Below are 17558 nucleotides of genomic sequence, written 5' to 3'. Positions count from 1 at the left end.
GGTTAGCCAGAAAGATTTAGTTTTCTTTTCTCACCCCGATTGCAGCGCAAGCGCCAGCACCGCATCGCGATCACAGCGGCGACGGCAACAAAGGCGAACGCTCGAACTTGCGCAGCTTCTCGATGAACGCATCGATGTCATCGAAGGCACGTGCGTTGTCGATGCCGCAGGCGTCGAAATCGTCAACCACCAGCAGCGACGGATCACCCTCGCGACGGAAGTCCAGCAGCACCATTACCTCGCGCTTGGCGTTCAACACGACCAGCTTGTCTGCTTCTGCCATCGACTCATGCCAGGGCGTTTCCCCTGGCGAAAAGTCGATGCGCCGCGAAAGCTCGGCCAGCGTCACAACATATTCCATCGGCGCCAGTTCCTCGAAAGGCTCGAACTCGCCGTCCGGGCCATCCTTCAGAAATCGGTAGGCAACATCGCCACCGTTCTTGGCTCGCCACAGATGCTTGAACACTTCAGGCAGCTTCGCGCCGATCCGCGCTTCCGTCTCGTTGATCAATGCGTCGTCCGCCATGGCCTTCGGATGCCAGCCATCGTCTCTCCCCTTCGCCGTGTTGACGAAAGGATGATTGGCGTCGCCCCAGAACGCGGTCGCGCGACCGTCCCCGGGCAAGTCTCCCAGCGGCTTGCTGCGAAAGAGCTCGCGATTGAAGGAGCGGGGCTTTTCTTCTTTTGGCCGTCGCAACGCCTGGAAAAAGGCATCGAATGTCTCGAATGTGATGTCGGCGAGATCGCCGTTCCTGTCGAAATCGACGATGGAAACCCGGGGTTCACCAGGCCGGGAGTAGTCGAGCAGCGTCATGTCGCCATAGCGCGACTGCAGCACCAGCAGCGTGTCCGCTTGGGTGGGGATGTCGTCCGGATCGTCGGTGAAGTCCTCGTAATGGGCGCGCACCGTGCGAAGGTCTTTCAACGGGCTGAGGCTGGAATAGTCGATGCTGAAGGCCCCGCGCCAGTCGTCGTAGACGGGGCCCGGGTCCGTCTTCAACGGCACATAGAGTGCACCCACATAGCCACCGTCGAGCATGCGGTAGAGCGCGCGCAAGCTTTCCGGCAGCCGGAAACCCAGTCGCTCTTCGGCAGCGGCGATTTCCAACTCGCTGGCCGCCAGCGCCGGCTTGGCGACGCGTTTGCCGCGACCTTCCAGTGCCTCGCGCAAAGGATCGGGCCGCCAGTATCCAGGTGACTTGAAGAAGGTCTCAGGTGTCAGGGGCCTCTGATCCATGTCGAGTTCCACCTCGTCGGTCGGGTGCGCCGCCTGATCGGCGACGGGTGCCGTCGCATTCCTCTCCAGTTTGATGATGGCGAGGGAAAAGCCGAGGCCGATCAGCAACATGAGGCCGACGGCAAGAACGTCTGCCGTGCCAAAAGCGGCAATCGGCGCAGGTTCGATCAGGCTCGCCAGTCCCCGCCCGACCAGGTAGAAAACATAGCCAAGAACCAGTTGGATAGGCAATGCCACCAGCACCCCGAGGGCGATGGACTTCGATCCACCGGCGCGCCAGGCCAATTGCCACTGGCGAAACTTTCCCAGTGCATAGAGCAGGGTCAACGCCGGTGTCGCCAGTACGACGATCCAGGGCGAGCGGCCAAGACACCCTGCCCCCACCAGCGACACCACAACCGTCATTGCCGCGACGATGCGCAATGCGCCAGCGACCTTACTGCTCATCCGTGCCCCCTTTTGCTTCCTGGATCAAGCCATCCTATCCGCAGGGCAGAGCGGCCCTCGGCCTCGCGCAGCGGCGGTGCGCGGTCGGCACACATAGAAGCAAAAAGCCCGCTACCTTCTCGATAGCGGGCTTTTCTGATGGGGAGGTGGTAGGCCGTGATGGGCTTGAACCATCGACCAACGGATTATGAGTCCGCTGCTCTAACCAACTGAGCTAACGGCCCACTGGGCGGTGATTCTATTCGCGGCGGCGCCCTACTTGCGGTGGCTCAAGGCATTGCTCACCAGCCGCGACGTGATGTCGACGATCTGGATCATGCGCTCGTAGGGCATGCGGGTCGGCCCGATAACGCCCAGCGTGCCGACCACCTGTCCGTCCACCTCGTAGTTGGCGCTGACGATGGACAGCTCCTCGAACGGCACCACCTGGCTTTCGCCGCCGATGAAGATGCGCACGCCCTCGGCCTTGCTCGACACGTCGAGCAAGCGCATCAGCTGCGCCTTCTGCTCGAAGAGCTCGAAGGCCCGGCGCAGCTGCCCCATGTCGCTGGAGAAATCGGTCACCGCCAGCAGGTTGCGCTCGCCGGAGATGACCACGTCGTCTTCCTGCGCCTCGGTCAGCACTTCGGAGCTCACCTGCACGGCCGCCTGCATCAACGCGGCGATCTCGCCGCGCAGCGTCTCGACCTCGGCCTGGAGACGGTCGCGCACCTGCTCGATGGTCAGGCCCGCGTAGTTCGCATTGATGTAGTTGGAGGCCTCGACCAGTTGCGACTGCGAGTAGTCGGCCTCCGGAAAGATCACCCGGTTCTGCACGTCGCCGTCCGGCGAGACGATGATCACGAGCAGCCGGTTCTCGGACAGCCGGAGGAATTCGATCTGCTTGAACACCGACGCTCGCCGCGGCGCCATGACGACGCCCACGAACTGCGACAGGTTCGACAGGATGTTGGCCGCGTTGGCAATCACCTTCTGCGGCTGGTCGGGCGGCAGGCGGGGCGTGCTCATCTGCTCGCGCTGCGCGGTCAGCATGGTGTCCACGAACAGGCGATAGCCGCGATGCGTCGGGATGCGGCCGGCCGAGGTGTGCGGGCTGGCAATCAGCCCCAGTGCCTCGAGGTCCGACATGACGTTGCGGATGGTCGCGGGCGACAGATCCAGCCCCGAGGAACGCGACAGCGTGCGTGACCCGACGGGTTGCCCGTCGGCGATGTAGCGCTCTACCAGCGTCTTGAGCAGCAACTTGGCACGGTCGTCCAGCATTGCAAGATTTTAGTGTTGTAATTTGTGAGATATGACCTCTCGCTTCCGTCACGTCGCCCTGATCGGCAAATACCAGGCCTCCGGCGCCAGAGCGCAAGCGGATGCGCGCGACGGCATCATGGAAGACATCGGCACCTTCCTCGAATCCCAGGGTTGCAAGGTCTTCGTCGAACGCTCGACCTGTGAAGACGCCGACGAAGGCGCGCCCGCCCATCCGCGCTACGAAGCCCTGTCGGTCGAAGAAATCGGCCAGCGCTGCGACCTGGGCCTGGTGGTCGGCGGCGACGGCACCATGCTCGGCATCGGGCGGCAGCTCGCCAGCTACGGCATTCCGCTGATCGGCATCAACCGCGGCCGGCTCGGCTTCATCACCGACATCCCCCTGGACAACTACCAGGCCACGCTGATCCCCATGCTGGCCGGCGAATACGAAGAAGACCACCGCAGCCTGATGCACGCACAGGTCATGCGCGATGGCGTGTCGGTGTTCGATGCGCTCGCCATGAACGACGTGGTGGTCAATCGCGGCGCCACCTCGGGCATGGTCGAGTTGCGCGTCTCGGTGGGCAGCCATTTCGTGGCCAACCAGCGCGCCGACGGCCTGATCATCGCCACGCCCACCGGATCGACCGCCTACGCGCTGTCGGCCGGCGGGCCCCTGCTTCATCCGGCGGTGCCGGGCTGGGTGCTGGTGCCGATCGCACCGCACACGCTGTCGAACCGGCCCGTGCTGCTGCCCGATGCCGACGAGATCGTGATCGAACTGGTGAGCGGGCGCGACGCGAGCGCCAATTTCGACATGCAGTCCCTGGCCTCGCTCGCGATCGGCGATCGCGTGGTGGTGCGGCGCTCCGAATTCCGGGTGCGCTTTTTGCACCCGCGCGGCTGGAGCTACTTCGACACGCTGCGCAAGAAACTCCATTGGAACGAAGGGGGCTCCTGACATGGCGCTGCGACGCATCGCACTGCGCGACTTCGTGATCGTGCGATCACTCGAACTCGACCTGTCCGGCGGCTTCACGGTATTGACCGGTGAAACCGGCGCGGGCAAATCCATCCTCATCGATGCGCTGCAGCTGGCGCTGGGCAACCGCGCCGACGCAGGCGCCGTGCGCGAAGGCGCCGAGCGCCTGGACGTGAGCGCCGAATTCGACGCCGACCCCGCGCTCGGCACATGGCTGGACGAAGGCGGCTTCGAGGCCGGCGACGCCCTGCTGCTGCGACGCACCGTCGACCTGCAGGGCCGCAGCCGCGGCTGGATCAACGGCAGCCCGGCCACGGCCACGCAACTGCGCGAGCTGGGCGACCGCCTGCTGGACATCCACGGCCAGCACGCCTGGCAAAGCCTGACCCGCCCCGAGGCCGTGCGCGGCCTGCTGGACGCCTACGCCGGCGTGCGAACCGACGCGCTCGACGCGGCTTGGCACAGCTGGCGGCAGGCGCTCTCGGCACTCGAACATGCGCGCTCGGCGCAAGACTCGCTGCAGCGCGAGCGCGAGCGGCTGCAGTGGCAGATCGCCGAAGTCATCAAGCTCTCGCCCGGTGCCGACGAGTGGGAAGAGCTGTCGGCCAACCACACGCGCATCTCGAACGCGCAGGCCCTGATCGATGCGGCGCAAGGCGCCAGCCAGGCGCTGGAAGACGACGACAACGGCGCGCTTTCGGCGCTCTCGCGTGCCGCGTCGCTGCTGCAGAACTGCGAACACATCGAGCCCGAATTCCGCGCGCTGGGCGAGGTGCTCGCCTCGTGCGTGGCGCAGGCGTCCGATGCGGCCCACACGCTGCACGGGTACCTGCGCAACGCCGAAGCCGACCCGCAAAGCCTGGCCGAACTGGACGAGCGCATGGGCCTGTGGATGTCGCTCGCGCGCCGCTACAAGCGCACGCCGGCCGACCTGCCGGTGCTGCTGGCCGGCTGGCAGGCGGAGTTGCAGGCGCTCGATGCGCAGAGCGATCTCGAAGGGCTGGAGCGCGCCGAACAGAACGCGCAGCAGGCCTACCTGAAAGAGGCCAAGGCGCTAGGCAAGGCCCGCAAGCAGGCGGCCCCACGCCTCGCGCAGGCCGTCACGCAAGCCATGCAGGGCCTGGGCATGCAGGGCGGGCGCTTCGAGGTCGAATTGCAGCCGCTGGCGCAGCCCACCCGGGCGGGCCTGGAAGAAATCTCTTTCCTCGTGGCGGGCCACACCGGCAGCACGCCGCGCGCCATCGGCAAGGTGGCCTCGGGCGGTGAGCTCTCCCGCATCGCGCTGGCCATCGCGGTGACCACCAGCCAACTGGGCGCCGCGCAGACGCTGATCTTCGACGAGGTCGATGCGGGCGTGGGCGGTGCTGTTGCAGAAACCGTCGGCCGCCTCATGAAGCAGTTGGGCCGCGACCGCCAGGTGCTGGCCGTGACCCACCTCCCGCAGGTGGCCGCCTGCGCCGACCATCACCTGGTCGTCGCCAAGCGCCAGACGGCGGCGGCGGGCAACGACGGCCCGCGCACCGAAAGCGGCGTGTCGCGGCTGGACGACGACAACCGCGCCAAGGAAATCGCCCGCATGCTGGGCGGCGAAAAGGTTTCGCAGACCTCGCTCGCGCATGCCCGCGAGATGCTGGGCCACAAGACTTCATCGTCGGCGATCGCACCATGAACCTCGACCTGGTGCTCATCACCGGCATGTCCGGCTCCGGCAAGTCGGTGGCGCTGCACGCGCTGGAAGACGCGGGCTATTACTGCGTCGACAACCTGCCGCCCGAGCTGCTCACTTCGTTCATCGCGCTTCAGCACGAGCAGCAAGCCACGCGCGTGGCCATCGCGATGGACGTGCGAAGCGGCGTGTCGCTGCCGATCGTTCCGCAACAGCTGGAGGCGCTGCGCCGCGACGGCGTGTCGCTGCGCTCGCTGTTCCTCGATGCCACCACCGACGCGCTGCTGCGCCGCTATTCGGAAACCCGCCGGCGCCACCCGCTCTCGCGCCAGGAGGGCCGCACCGACGTGCCCGAGCAGCACCGCGTGCTGATGCAGGCCATCGAGCTCGAACGCGAACTGCTGGCCGACCTGCGCGACGGTGCCGACGTGATCGACACCAGCCTCATCCGGCCCGCCCAGCTGCAGAGCTATATCAAGGCGTTGATCTCGGCGCCGCAGAGCGCGCTGACGCTGGTGTTCGAGTCGTTCGCCTTCAAGCGCGGCGTGCCGCTGGACGCGGACTATGTGTTCGACGTGCGCATGCTGCCCAACCCGCACTACGTGCCCGCGCTGCGCCCGCTCACGGGCCGCGACACGCCGGTGATCGACTGGCTGCGCGGGCACGAGGACGTCGCGCGCATGTACGACGACATCGAGCAGTTTCTGTCGCACTGGCTGGACGCACTGGCGCGCGACCACCGCAGCTACGTCACGGTGGCCATCGGCTGCACGGGCGGGCAGCACCGGTCGGTGTTCCTGGTCGAGCAGCTGGCGCACACCTTCGGCGCCCGCTGGGGTGCGCTGAAGCGGCACCGCGAACTCGACGCGGCATAGACAGACAGCAGCCTTAGCCCAGCCGGCTTTCCAGCAGCTTGCGCACCGGCGCGGGCAGCCCCAGCCGGCGCCATTCTTCGGCATCGACCCAGCGCGCGGCATCGCCTTGCGGCTGGCTGCCTTGCAGCAACACGGGGTGCAGGTGCAGATCCTTGTGGGTCAGCACGTGCACGAAGGGTTGCAGATCTTCTGCGCTTTGCTGCGCGGCGGGGGGCAACGCGGCGAACAGGTCGTCGCGGGTGTCGAACACCGGCAGGCAATGGAGTCCGGCCCAGATGCCTTTGGCCGGGCGCTTCTCCAGCCACACGCGCCCTTGGACATCGCGTGCCAGCAGCACCCAGAGCGACTGCGCGCTGCGCTTGAGCTTGCGGGTCTTGACCGGATAGCGCTCGGGCGATCCCTCGCGCAAACCCACGCAGGTCTTGTTGACCGGGCAGATCATGCAACTGGGCTTGCGCGGCAGACAGACCGTGGCGCCCAGGTCCATCAGGCCCTGGGTGTAGCTCGCAATGGCTTCGCGCTCCTCGGCGGGCGGCAGCAGTTGCGTCGCCCGGTCCCACAGCGCGCGCTCCTGCGCGGAAGAAGACATGTCGCCGCCGAAGCCCAGCACCCGCGTGAGCACGCGCTTGACGTTGCCGTCGAGAATCGCCACCCGTTCACCGAAACAGAAAGCGGCAATCGCTGCCGCGGTGGAGCGGCCGATGCCCGGCAGCGTCACGAGCTCGGCGGCGGTCTGCGGAAACGCACCGCCGAATCGCTCGACGACTTCTTGCGCGCAGCGGTGCATGTTGCGCGCGCGGCTGTAATAACCAAGGCCGCTCCAGAGGCCGAACACCTCGTCCTCGGTGCCCGCGGCCAAAGCCTTCACATTGGGAAATCTTTCGAGAAATCGGGCGAAGTAGCCGAGCACCGTCGACACCTGCGTCTGCTGGAGCATCACCTCCGAGAGCCACACACGGTACGGATCGCGGGTGTTCTGCCACGGCAATTGGCTGCGCCCGTGGCTGCGCTGCCAGCTCACGATCTGCGCGGCGAAGTCGGGCGGCGCCGGCGAATCTGCTGCCGCCGCGAAGGCGGAAGGCTCAGGCCGCACGCAACTGGCTGACGGCGGGGGCCGCCGCCTGCGGCTTGCCCTGCTGCGTGATCAGCGAGGTGAACTCGCGCAGCCGGTGGTGCAGTTCGGCCAGGTTGCCTTCTTGCGTGGCGAGTTCGACCAGCCGCTCATCGAGATTGCCGGCCGCATTCTGGATGCGCTCGATCGCCTCGATGCGCTTGCTGAAGTTGCGGCGGCGTTCCTTGAGTTGCGCATCGATCTGCGCGCTCGCGCCCTTGCTCCAGCGCTCCACCTCGGTCATCGCGGCCTCGTTGACCAGGCGCAGGCGGCTGGCCAGCGCGCGGACGAGCTTGTCGCAGAAGTCGGCCTGCGCGAGCTTGAGCAGGTTGCCCACGCCCAGGTAATGGATGTGGCTGCGCTCGATCTGGCTGAGCTCCTGCTCGAAGCCGGTGAGGTCGGGTTCGGCCGGGGCCTGCAGGGTGAAGCCCTGCTCGGCGTTGAGCTGCCGGAAGGTGGCGTGCAGCATCGACTGGATCTCGGCCGTCGTCGCCTGCACTTCGCGCAGGTTGTTGCGCAGCGAATCGAAGGTCTCGCCGTACACCTTGCGCACGCTGAGCTTGATGCCGGGGCGCTTGAGCGCCGCCGAGAGCCGCACCATGTCGGCCTTGAGCGCGGTGCGGCCGAGCACGGCATACACCTCGCGCAGCAGCTTGCCCTGCACCGAGCGCAGCGCCAGGATGCGGGTGTTGCTGCCCTCGAATTCGGCGTGTTCCTGGTCGATGCGCGCGCGCATGTGGCGGATCACCGAGACGTTCTTGCCGCGCAGCCCCTGAAGCTCGAGCGCCTGCTCCGACAGGTCGCGCTGGCGCACCTTGAGGATGCGTTCGGCCTCGGTGCGCAGGGCGGCCATGCCGGCGTCGACGGCCAGGCGCAACATGGTCTCGCGCTTGCCGAGCACGCCTTCGCCCAGCAGGGCTTCGAGCGCGGGCAGGCGGCTGGCTTCGAGCAGCCTCGGGTCATGCTGGATCTTGGCCTGCAGGCCCTTCTGCGCGGACACGGGCAGCACCTGGGCCAGCGGCACTTCGAGCAGCCGCGCCGCGCTGTCGCGCTGGCGTTCGATCTGCTGCTCGATCTGCGCGGGCGTGCTCAGCGAGTCCCACATCGTGTCGATCTTGTTGAGCACCACGAAGCGCGTGTCGCTGCCGTCGTCCTCGGTGATCAGGTGCTCGCGCCAGATCGAAAGATCGGAACGCGTCACGCCGGTTTCGGCGCCCAGGATGAAGACCACGGCGTGCGCCTGCGGAATCAGGCTCACCGTGAGTTCGGGCTCGGCGCCGATCGCGTTCAGGCCGGGCGTGTCCAGGATGACCAGCCCCTGCTCGAGCAAGGGATGCGGCATGTTCAGCACCGCATGGCGCCAGCGCGGGATTTCGACGCGGCCTTCGGCGTCCTGCACGGGGTTGTCGTCGGGCGTGTCGTCGTTCCAGAAGCCGAGCGCGCGCGCATCGGCCTTGCTCACCCAGCGGACTTCGGCCACCTTGCCCATGGCCTGCGCCAGTTGTTCGGCGTTGCCGACCTCGATGGGAATCTCGGTCCAGCGGGTCGACTTTTCGCGCCAATGGGTCAGCGAGTGCGGCTCCAGGCGGGTTTCGATCGGCAGCAGGCGCAGCTTGGGCGCCACCGCGGGGTCGTAGCCCAGCTCGGTCGGGCACATCGTGGTCCGCCCCGCGCTCGCGGGCATGATGCGGCGCCCGTAGTCGGCAAAGAAGATCGCATTGATCAGCTCCGACTTGCCGCGTGAGAACTCGGCCACGAACGCAACCATCACCTTGCTGGTGCGGATCTGCAGTTCGAGCCCCCGCAAGCGCTCGGCCACGGCCTGGTCGAGCAGCTCGTTCTCGGTCAGCCAGCGGGACAGCCACTGCAGCCGATGGGCGAAATTGCTCCGCCACGCACCGTGCTGATCGAGTTGTTGGTTGAAAGAGCGGCTCAAGGGAAATATGTAAGAAAGAGCTTACAAATATAGCACCGCAAAGCGTCCAGCGGCCATTTCGCGGGTATTCCTTGAGAAGTGCGGCGCGCTACTTCTGGCAATTGGGGCAATAGTAGGTGGAGCGCTGCCCCTGGCGCAGCAAGCGGATCGGCGTTGCGCAGACCCGACACGGCTCGCCGGCCCGACCGTAAACCGTCGCTTCAAGCTGGAAATAACCGTTCTGGCCGTCCACGTTCGAAAAATCGCGCAGCGTGCTGCCGCCCTTTTCGACCGCCCGCGCCAGGATTTCGCGCACCGCCGCATGCAGTTTGGCCGCCCGCGGCCGGCTGATGCGCGCGGCCGACAGCGTCGGCCGTATGCCGGCCTGGAACAGCGCTTCGGACGCATAGATATTGCCGACGCCCACGACCACGTCGCCCGCGAGCAGCACCTGCTTGACCGCTGTCTTGCGCTTGCGCAGGCCGGCATGGAAGGCGTCGAAGTCGAAGGCGTCGCCCAGGGGCTCCATGCCCAGGCCGCCGAGCAGCTTGATGGCCCAGGGCGCCGCCTCGTCCTCCACATAGACCACGGCGCCGAAACGGCGCGGGTCGTTGAGCCGCAGGGTCCCCCGGTCGGTGACCATGTCGAAGTGATCGTGCGTGCCGGGCGCCGGCAGTGTCGCATCGAAGCGCAGGCTGCCCGACATGCCCAGGTGCAGCAGCAGCATTCCCCGGTCCAGGTCGATCAGCAGGTACTTCCCGCGCCGACGCACCTGGCGCACATGCCGCCCCACCAGCACCTCGGGCAACACCATCAGGGCCCAGCGCAACGGTTTTCCGATGCGCACGGCGTCGATGCGCGCGCCGGCAATGCGATCGGCAAAACCGCGCCGCGTGACTTCGACTTCGGGTAACTCGGGCATGAAAGTAAAACTCCGGCAGGAACCATCGCAAGACGAAGCCCCACGCGGCGCTCGTTCAGGAGCCTCGATTATTATGAACAGATGATTTCATCGCCCCGCCGACACCGCCTTGCGGCGGCCGCGTCTCTCGTGCTGCTGGCTTGCGCGGTGCACGCGCAAAGCTCCGATCCCGCCGCCCCCGACAGCCCGGCGCCCATCATCGAGCGCAATGCGCCGCCCCGGCCGGCGGTGCGGCCCAGGCCGGCTGCACCGAATCCTGCCAGCGACCCCGCTGCCCGGCCGTCGGCCCTGACGGCCGACCTGTTCTACGAAATCCTCATGGGCGAGCTGACCACCCGCTCGGGCGACCCCGGCTCCGGCTATGCGCTGGTGCTGGATGCAGCCAAGAGGCTGCGTGACGGCAAGCTGTTCCAGCGGGCGGTTGAAATCGCCCTGCAGTCGCGCTCCGGCGACGCTGCACTGGCCGCGGCACGGGCCTGGCAGGAAACGCTGCCCACCTCGCGCGATGCACGGCGCATCGAGCTTCAGATCCTGATCGCACTGAACCGCATCGGCGAAACGGTCGAACCCCTGCGCGCCGAAGTGGCCGCCACCTCCCAGATCGAACGCCCGCTGCTGATGGCGGTGATCGCACGCAACTATTCGCGCGCCACGGACAAGAAGCTGGCGGCCTCGGTGGTCGAGCGCGCGCTGGTCGACGAACTCAAGAGCCCCTCCACCGGCGGGCTGGCCTGGGCCACCGTCGGCCGGCTGCGCCTCAATGCGGGCGATACCTCCGGCGCCCTGGAGGCCGCGCGCAAGGGCCAGGAAGTCGATCCGGCCTCCGACGCGCCGCCCGCGCTGGCGCTCGAGCTCATCGACCCCAACCAGCCGCTGGCAGAGCCGATCGTCACGCGCTACCTGGCGAGCAACACCAAGGCCACGCCCGAACTGCGCGTGGCCTACGCACGCGTGCTGGTCGAGAACAAGCGCTATGCCGACGCCACCACGCAGCTGCAAACCTTGACCGCTGCGCGGCCCGAACTGGCGGAGCCCTGGTTGCTGCTGGGCAGCCTGCAGATGCAGGCCCGGCAGGACGCCGCGGCCGAAACCTCGCTCAAGCGCTTCATCGAGCTTTCCGCGGCAAGCAAGAGCAAGGACGCCGATGCGGCCGACAGCAACCGCAACGTGACGCAGGCCTATCTGGCCCTCTCGCAGCTGGCGGAGCGGCGCAAGGACCTCGCGGGCGCCGAGCGCTGGCTGGCGCGCATCGACAGCACCGACGACCTGACCATCGCGCAGACGCGCCGTGCCGGCCTGCTGGCGCGCCAGGGCAAGCTGCCCCAGGCCCGTGAAGTCATCCGCGGCCTGCCCGAGCGCACGCCCGAGGACAAGAAGCAAAAGTTCTTTGCCGAGGTGCAGTTGCTGCGCGATGCCAAGCAGTTCCAGGCGGCCTACGACATGCTGGCCCAGGCCTCCGCGGCCGCGCCGGACGACACCGACCTCATCTACGACCAGGCCATGGTGGCCGAGAAGCTGAACCGCCTGGACGACATGGAGCGGCTGCTCCGCCGGCTGATCCAGCTCAAGCCGGAAAGCCAGAACGCCTACAACGCCCTGGGCTATTCGTTTGCCGATCGCAAGATCCGCCTGGACGAGGCGCGCACGCTGATCCAGAAGGCGGTGCAACTGGCGCCTGAAGACCCCTTCATCGCGGACAGCCTGGGCTGGGTCGAATTCCGGCTGGGCAACACGGCCGAGGCGATCCGCATCCTGGAGATGGCCTACAAGACCAGGCCCGACCCCGAGATCGGCGCGCATTTCGGCGAAGTGCTGTGGACCACCGGGCAAAAGGATCGCGCAGTGACGATCTGGAAAGAAGCACTGCTGAGCGATGCTGAAAACGAGACCCTGCAAGAGACGCTCAAGCGCCTGCGGGTGAAGCCGTAGCATGGCGCTGGCGACCCCGGCAAGGCCTGCCGCTCCGGGACCGGCCGCCCCCTCGCGCCGCACGATGCTGGCGGCGGGTGGCGCGGCCTTGCTGTTGACGGCGGGCTGCGCGCAGTTGACGGGCGGCGCTTCCACACCGAAGGGCTCCGACAGCTGGAGCGGCCGCATGTCGCTGCGCATCGACAGCGAGCCGGTCCAGACCTTCGCCGCGCTGTTCGAGCTGCGCGGCTCGGCCGATCAGGGTGACCTGACGCTCACGACCCCCATCGGCAGCACCCTGGCCCAGTTGCACTGGGCGCCCGGCGAGGCCTTGCTCAAAAACGGCAACGACACGCGCCGCTACGACTCCGTCGACGCGCTGATCGAAGCGGCCACCGGCGCCGCCATCCCGGTCGGTGCGCTGTTCGGCTGGCTCGCGGGGCGCGATGAGCGCGTACCGGGCTGGCGCCCCGACCTGGGCCAGCTCGCGAACGGCCGCCTCCAGGCCACGCGCGAATCCCCGAGCCCCCGGGCGGACCTGCGCATCGTGTTCGAGCGCTCATGAAGGCGCTCTACGACCTTCCCGCCCCGGCCAAGCTCAACCTCTTCCTGCACATCACCGGCCGGCGCGACGACGGCTACCACCTGCTGCAGTCGGTCTTCATGCTGATCGACTGGTGCGACGTGCTGCACATCGAGCTGCGGCAAGACGGCCAACTGAGCCGCGAAGACCTGACGACCGAACTGCCCGCGGAAGACCTCATCCTGCGCGCCGCCAGGGCGCTGCAAGCGCATGCGGCACCCGGCCAGGGCGCCCACATCGGCGTTGCGAAACACGTCCCTGCCCAGGCCGGCATGGGCGGGGGCTCCTCGGATGCCGCGACCTGCCTGCTTGCGCTGAACCGCCTCTGGAACCTGAACCTGCCCCTGTCGCGGCTCGCGCAGATCGGCCTCACATTGGGCGCCGACGTGCCTTTCTTCCTGGGCGGACGCAATGCCTGGGTCGAGGGAATCGGCGAGCAGATCACGCCCGTTACCCTGCCGGCGGCACACTTCGCCGTGGTGAAACCACCCGAGGGATTGGATACCCGCCTAATTTTTTCAGCGCCCGATCTTGAACGCTCAACTCCTGTTGCTATAATCTCGGGCTTTGCTGCAGTAAGCGAACAAGACGAAGCTCCAAACCTAGGCAACCAGGTTTTCGACTTCGGACACAACGACCTGCAGCCGGTTGCCCAGCGACTTTGCCCCGCGGTCACCGACGCCATCGAATGGCTCGGCGACCAAGGATTGAAGGCCCGGATGACCGGCTCCGGAAGTTCGGTGTTTGCAAGAATGCCGCAAGGGCCGCACAAAGCGGAACTGGCCGAAGCCCCCGCGGGCTGGCAGGTTCGTCAGTGCAGCAATCTGGCTGTTCATCCTCTGGGAGGTTGGGCAGCCTGAGTGAAGATGGTCAGATCGTTTCGGTCTGACGCGACATATATCGGTTGATGGTGCAAACCATCGACCCGTGTAGGGGAGTCGCCAAGCTGGTTAAGGCACTGGATTTTGATTCCAGCATGCAAAGGTTCGAATCCTTTCTCCCCTGCCAAATCTTTGGAAACTGCGGCCTCAACCGCCGCAGTGCCTTAAAAACTGCGGCCTGATGGCCGCAGTGTTTCTTCTGCAGCCCACCCGCTGCAATAATCGGCAGCCCCAGGGCCGCCACGACTCAACATCTTTTGGCGGCTTCCTAAAAGCCATTTCGCACTGCCGGGACGCGCTCATGCAGGCTAATCACCCTGATTTCATGGTTTTCACCGGCAACGCCAATCCTGGCCTCGCCGCAGAAATCGCGCACAACCTCGGCACCTCGCTGGGCGCCGCACGCGTCGGTCGCTTCTCCGACGGCGAAGTCACCGTCGAAATCAACCAGAACGTGCGCGCACGCGACGTGTTCGTGGTGCAGTCGACCTGTGCGCCGACCAACGAAAACCTGATGGAACTGCTGATCATGGTCGATGCGCTCAAGCGCGCTTCGGCCGAGCGGATCAGCGCCGTGATTCCCTATTTCGGCTATGCCCGCCAGGACCGCCGCCCGCGCTCGAGCCGCGTGCCGATCTCGGCCAGGGTCGTGGCCAACCTGCTGGAAACCGTTGGCGTCGAGCGCGTGCTCACGATGGACCTGCACGCCGACCAGATCCAGGGTTTCTTCGACATCCCGGTCGACAACATCTACGCGTCGCCCGTCCTCCTGGGCGACCTGCGGGCCAAGAACTACGAAGACCTGATCGTGGTCTCGCCCGACGTCGGCGGCGTGGTTCGTGCCCGTGCGCTGGCCAAGCAACTGAATTGCGACCTCGCCATCATCGACAAACGCCGTCCGAAGGCCAACGTCAGCGAAGTCATGAACGTCATCGGCGAGATCGACGGCCGCAACTGCGTGATCATGGACGACATGATCGACACGGCCGGCACGCTGGTCAAAGCGGCCGAAGTGCTGAAGGAACGCGGCGCCAAGAGCGTCTACGCCTACTGCACGCACCCGATCTTCTCGGGCCCGGCCATCGAGCGCATCACCAAGGGCTCGGCCCTCGACGAAGTGGTCGTGACCAACACCATTCCCCTTTCCGACGCGGCCCTCGCGTGCGGAAAGATCCGCCAGCTCTCCGTGGCACCGCTGATCGCCGAGACGATCCAGCGCATTGCCAAGGGCGAGTCGGTCATGAGTTTGTTCTCGGACCAGGACAACCTGTTCTGAGCCGAGAACCAAAGAGCGGGCTTCCTTCCGGAAGCCTTTTTGAACCGGAGTCGCACTGGTCGCGGTGGACTCTCACAGGAGCTAGTTATGAAATTCGTCGCTTTTGAGCGCGCAAAGCAGGGCACGGGTGCGAGCCGCCGTCTCCGCGTTTCGGGCAAGACGCCCGGTATTGTCTACGGTGGCGACACCCAGCCGCAACTGATCGAAATCGATCACAACGCGCTGTGGCACGCCCTGAAGAAGGAAGCCTTCCATGCGAGCGTGCTCGAGATGGAACTCGGCGGCGCCGTGAGCAAGGTGCTGCTGCGCGACGTGCAATACCACCCGTTCCGCCAGCTGGTGCAACACATCGACTTCCAGCGCGTCGATGCCAAGACCCGCATGACCACCAAGGTGCCGGTGCACTTCAAGGGTGAAGAAGAATCCGATGCCGTCAAGATCGACCAGAACCTGGTCAACCACGTGACGACCGAACTCGAACTGAACTGCCTGCCGAGCGATCTGCCGGAGTTCATCGAAGTCGACCTGTCGGGCCTGAAGAAGAACGGCACCGTCACGCTGAAGGACATCAAGCTGCCCCGCGGCGTGAAGTGGGTCAGCCACGGCAAGGTCAACCCGGTGCTGGCTTCGGCCGTGTCGCCGGCGGCTGAAGAAGTCGACGCTCCCGCCGAAGGCGCCGCTGCAGAAGCAGCCGCCGCACCGGCCGGCAAGGGTGGCAAGGGCGCTCCGGCTGCCAAGACCCCCGCAGCCAAGACGCCTGCCAAGAAGTAATTCGCTTCTTCGCGTCCGCTGTCAGCAAGGCCCGCTTCGTGCGGGCCTTTTTCATTTGCGGCGAACTGGATAATCCGCACCCATGATCAAGTTGTTCGTCGGCCTCGGCAACCCGGGCCCTGAGTACGAAGCCACGCGCCACAACGCGGGCTTCTGGTGGATCGACGCCCTGGCGCGCGATTGGAAACTCAATCTCGTGCCCGAGCGCGGCTACCACGGCCTCGCGGCGCGCGCCAACATCGGTGGCCAGAGCATCTGGCTCCTCGAGCCGCAGACCTTCATGAACCTGTCGGGCAAATCGGTGGCTGCGCTCGCGCGCTTCTTCAAGATCGCCCCCGAGGAAATCCTCGTGGTGCACGACGAGCTCGACGTGGTGCCCGGCCAGGCCAAGCTCAAGTTCGGCGGCAGCCATGCGGGCCACAACGGCCTGCGCGACATCCACGGGCAACTGGGCACCGGCGACTACTGGCGGCTGCGCCTGGGCATCGGGCATCCGGGCGTGAAGTCGGAGGTCGTGAACTGGGTGCTCAAGAAGCCGCTCAAGGAACAACGCGAACAGATCGACGACGCCATCGTCCGCACGCTGCATGCCACGCCCGCGCTGATCGCCGGCGAAATGGAGAAAGCGACATTGCTGATTCACACGAGCAAACCGCCGCGGCCCAAACCGCCGCGGCGGGAGCCCGGCGAAGGGGGCACACCTGCCGCCACCTAGCCGGCAACCGGAGCGCAGGAGGGAGAGAAATAAAAAATGAGATCCAGAAGAAAGAGAGAAACGAGAGCGAGGGGATTCGGGACAGCCGTGCTCGTGATGGCGTCCTGCCTCTGTTCCGCCAGCATGCCCGCACAGGGCACTGCGACAACATGGCGATGCGGCAACACCTATTCGGACCGCCCCTGCGAAGGCGGAAAAACGGTGAAGGTGGACGATCCGCGCAGCGATGCGGACCGCCAGGCCGCCGAGGCCGGCGTCCGCAGCAATCACGCCCTGGCCGACAAGCTGGAGCGCTCGCGCCTGTCGCAGGAAAAAGCGGCCTACGAGCGCGATCGCCAGGCGGCGCGGGAAGCCCGAAGCGCAGCGCTGGCCGAACGGCGCATGGCCTTGTCCGAGCAGCAGGCCCGCGAGCGCGCGACCAAGGCGCTCCGCGACCCGCGCAAATCGACCATGAACTTCAACAGCGGCGGACTGGCCGGCAAGACAGCCGGCGATGCTCCGGCTCCCCGGAAAAAGAAGCGCAAGTCCCGCGATTCAGACGCCGGCTGAGACCGTCGTCACCTTGATCGCCGTGAGGCGCTGGTACTTCTGCATCAGCGCCTCGCGGCTTTCCACATGCTCGGGGTTCAGGGGAATGCAGGCCACCGGGCAGATCTGCACGCACTGCGGCTCATCGAAGTGGCCCACGCACTCGGTGCACTTGTGCGGATCGATCTCGTAGTACTCGGCGCCCATGTAGATCGCATCGTTCGGGCACTCGGGCTCGCAGACATCGCAGTTGATGCATTCGTCGGTGATCATGAGGGCCATGCCCCGATTATCGGCGGGACGGCCGGGCCGCCCTTCCCTGAATGACAAAGGCCACATTCAGGGCACATTTGTTGCTGTGGTCAGTTATGCTGCGCCCCGCCCCATGAGTCTGTTTTTATTCAAGCGCCTCGCCACGCTGATCGGCACCCTGATCGGCGCGTCGATCATCGTGTTCCTGGTGCTGGAGATCCTGCCGGGCAACGCCGCGCAGATG

16 protein-coding genes, 2 tRNA genes and 1 pseudogene are annotated in these 17558 nt (G+C 66.3%); 12 read left to right on the top strand and 7 right to left on the bottom strand.

Features of this window, described 5'->3' with window-relative positions; genetic code table 11:
- Positions 1-70: 70 nt before the first annotated feature.
- The 3 genes from ABIC90_RS26370 to hrcA form a co-directional block, all read right to left on the bottom strand.
- Positions 71-1684: an SMI1/KNR4 family protein gene (locus tag ABIC90_RS26370; RefSeq protein ID WP_354359524.1), complete on the bottom strand. Its 1614-nt coding sequence runs from the start codon at positions 1682-1684 to the stop codon at positions 71-73.
- A gap of 147 nt (positions 1685-1831) precedes the next feature.
- Positions 1832-1908, bottom strand: a tRNA-Ile gene (locus ABIC90_RS26365).
- Between the two features lie 31 nt (positions 1909-1939).
- Positions 1940-2947 carry a heat-inducible transcriptional repressor HrcA gene (hrcA, locus tag ABIC90_RS26360; RefSeq protein ID WP_354359522.1) on the bottom strand — a complete coding sequence of 336 codons (1008 nt, stop codon included), beginning with the start codon at positions 2945-2947 and terminating at the stop codon, positions 1940-1942.
- A 31-nt stretch (positions 2948-2978) separates the two neighbouring features.
- Here hrcA and ABIC90_RS26355 point away from each other — a divergent pair, with 31 nt between their 5' ends.
- Genes ABIC90_RS26355 through rapZ form a run of 3 tightly spaced genes read left to right on the top strand, consistent with a single transcriptional unit; the run spans position 2979 to position 6452 of the window.
- A complete protein-coding gene (locus ABIC90_RS26355) occupies positions 2979-3890 on the top strand; it encodes an NAD kinase (RefSeq protein ID WP_354359520.1) in 912 nt (303 codons plus the stop codon).
- Between the two features lies 1 nt (position 3891).
- On the top strand, positions 3892-5580 hold the full coding sequence (recN, locus tag ABIC90_RS26350; protein ID WP_354359518.1) for a DNA repair protein RecN: 1689 nt from the start codon (positions 3892-3894) through the stop codon (positions 5578-5580).
- Positions 5577-6452 (top strand): RNase adapter RapZ, encoded by an 876-nt coding sequence (rapZ, locus tag ABIC90_RS26345; RefSeq protein WP_354359516.1) that lies wholly within the window; start codon positions 5577-5579, stop codon positions 6450-6452. Before recN ends, rapZ begins: the two co-directional genes overlap by 4 nt.
- 13 nt (positions 6453-6465) lie before the next feature.
- On the opposite strand, the gene mutY is transcribed toward rapZ, so the two are convergent.
- The 3 genes from mutY to mutM all read right to left on the bottom strand — a co-directional run bounded on the left by mutY (position 6466) and on the right by mutM (position 10400).
- The gene (gene mutY, locus ABIC90_RS26340) at positions 6466-7476 is read right to left on the bottom strand and encodes an A/G-specific adenine glycosylase (RefSeq protein ID WP_354359552.1); all 1011 of its coding nucleotides are present in this window, start codon (positions 7474-7476) and stop codon (positions 6466-6468) included.
- Between the two features lie 58 nt (positions 7477-7534).
- Positions 7535-9499 carry a dynamin family protein gene (locus ABIC90_RS26335; protein WP_354359514.1) on the bottom strand — a complete coding sequence of 655 codons (1965 nt, stop codon included), beginning with the start codon at positions 9497-9499 and terminating at the stop codon, positions 7535-7537.
- An 88-nt stretch (positions 9500-9587) separates the two neighbouring features.
- Positions 9588-10400 carry a bifunctional DNA-formamidopyrimidine glycosylase/DNA-(apurinic or apyrimidinic site) lyase gene (mutM, locus tag ABIC90_RS26330; protein ID WP_354359512.1) on the bottom strand — a complete coding sequence of 271 codons (813 nt, stop codon included), beginning with the start codon at positions 10398-10400 and terminating at the stop codon, positions 9588-9590.
- A gap of 81 nt (positions 10401-10481) precedes the next feature.
- Here mutM and ABIC90_RS26325 point away from each other — a divergent pair, with 81 nt between their 5' ends.
- The 8 genes from ABIC90_RS26325 to ABIC90_RS26290 all read left to right on the top strand — a co-directional run bounded on the left by ABIC90_RS26325 (position 10482) and on the right by ABIC90_RS26290 (position 17083).
- Positions 10482-12329 (top strand): tetratricopeptide repeat protein, encoded by a 1848-nt coding sequence (locus tag ABIC90_RS26325; protein ID WP_354359510.1) that lies wholly within the window; start codon positions 10482-10484, stop codon positions 12327-12329.
- 1 nt (position 12330) lies between these two features.
- On the top strand, positions 12331-12873 hold the full coding sequence (locus tag ABIC90_RS26320) for a lipoprotein insertase outer membrane protein LolB (protein WP_354359508.1): 543 nt from the start codon (positions 12331-12333) through the stop codon (positions 12871-12873).
- Entirely contained in the window at positions 12870-13751 is an 882-nt protein-coding gene (ispE, locus tag ABIC90_RS26315) for a 4-(cytidine 5'-diphospho)-2-C-methyl-D-erythritol kinase (RefSeq protein ID WP_354359506.1), read from the top strand. The genes ABIC90_RS26320 and ispE overlap by 4 nt, the downstream gene beginning before the upstream one ends.
- A 71-nt stretch (positions 13752-13822) precedes the next feature.
- A tRNA-Gln gene (locus ABIC90_RS26310) sits at positions 13823-13899 on the top strand.
- A gap of 174 nt (positions 13900-14073) precedes the next feature.
- On the top strand, positions 14074-15048 hold the full coding sequence (locus ABIC90_RS26305; protein ID WP_354359504.1) for a ribose-phosphate pyrophosphokinase: 975 nt from the start codon (positions 14074-14076) through the stop codon (positions 15046-15048).
- Positions 15049-15135: 87 nt separating this feature from the next.
- Entirely contained in the window at positions 15136-15819 is a 684-nt protein-coding gene (locus ABIC90_RS26300; RefSeq protein WP_354359502.1) for a 50S ribosomal protein L25/general stress protein Ctc, read from the top strand.
- A gap of 82 nt (positions 15820-15901) precedes the next feature.
- Entirely contained in the window at positions 15902-16534 is a 633-nt protein-coding gene (pth, locus tag ABIC90_RS26295) for an aminoacyl-tRNA hydrolase (RefSeq protein WP_354359500.1), read from the top strand.
- A 123-nt stretch (positions 16535-16657) separates the two neighbouring features.
- Positions 16658-17083, top strand: a complete 426-nt coding sequence (locus ABIC90_RS26290; protein WP_354359498.1) for a hypothetical protein — start codon at positions 16658-16660, stop codon at positions 17081-17083.
- Here ABIC90_RS26290 and ABIC90_RS26285 read toward each other — a convergent pair.
- Entirely contained in the window at positions 17069-17344 is a 276-nt protein-coding gene (locus ABIC90_RS26285; protein WP_354359496.1) for a YfhL family 4Fe-4S dicluster ferredoxin, read from the bottom strand. The genes ABIC90_RS26290 and ABIC90_RS26285 overlap by 15 nt on opposite strands.
- 103 nt (positions 17345-17447) lie before the next feature.
- Here ABIC90_RS26285 and ABIC90_RS26280 point away from each other — a divergent pair.
- A pseudogene (locus ABIC90_RS26280) lies at positions 17448-17558 on the top strand (ABC transporter permease); the annotation flags it as partial.

Origin of the sequence: Variovorax boronicumulans, from assembly GCF_040544675.1 — a bacterium.
Classification (GTDB): Bacteria; Pseudomonadota; Gammaproteobacteria; order Burkholderiales; family Burkholderiaceae_C; genus Variovorax; species Variovorax boronicumulans_D.
This window is presented reverse-complemented; position numbering and strand designations above follow the sequence as displayed.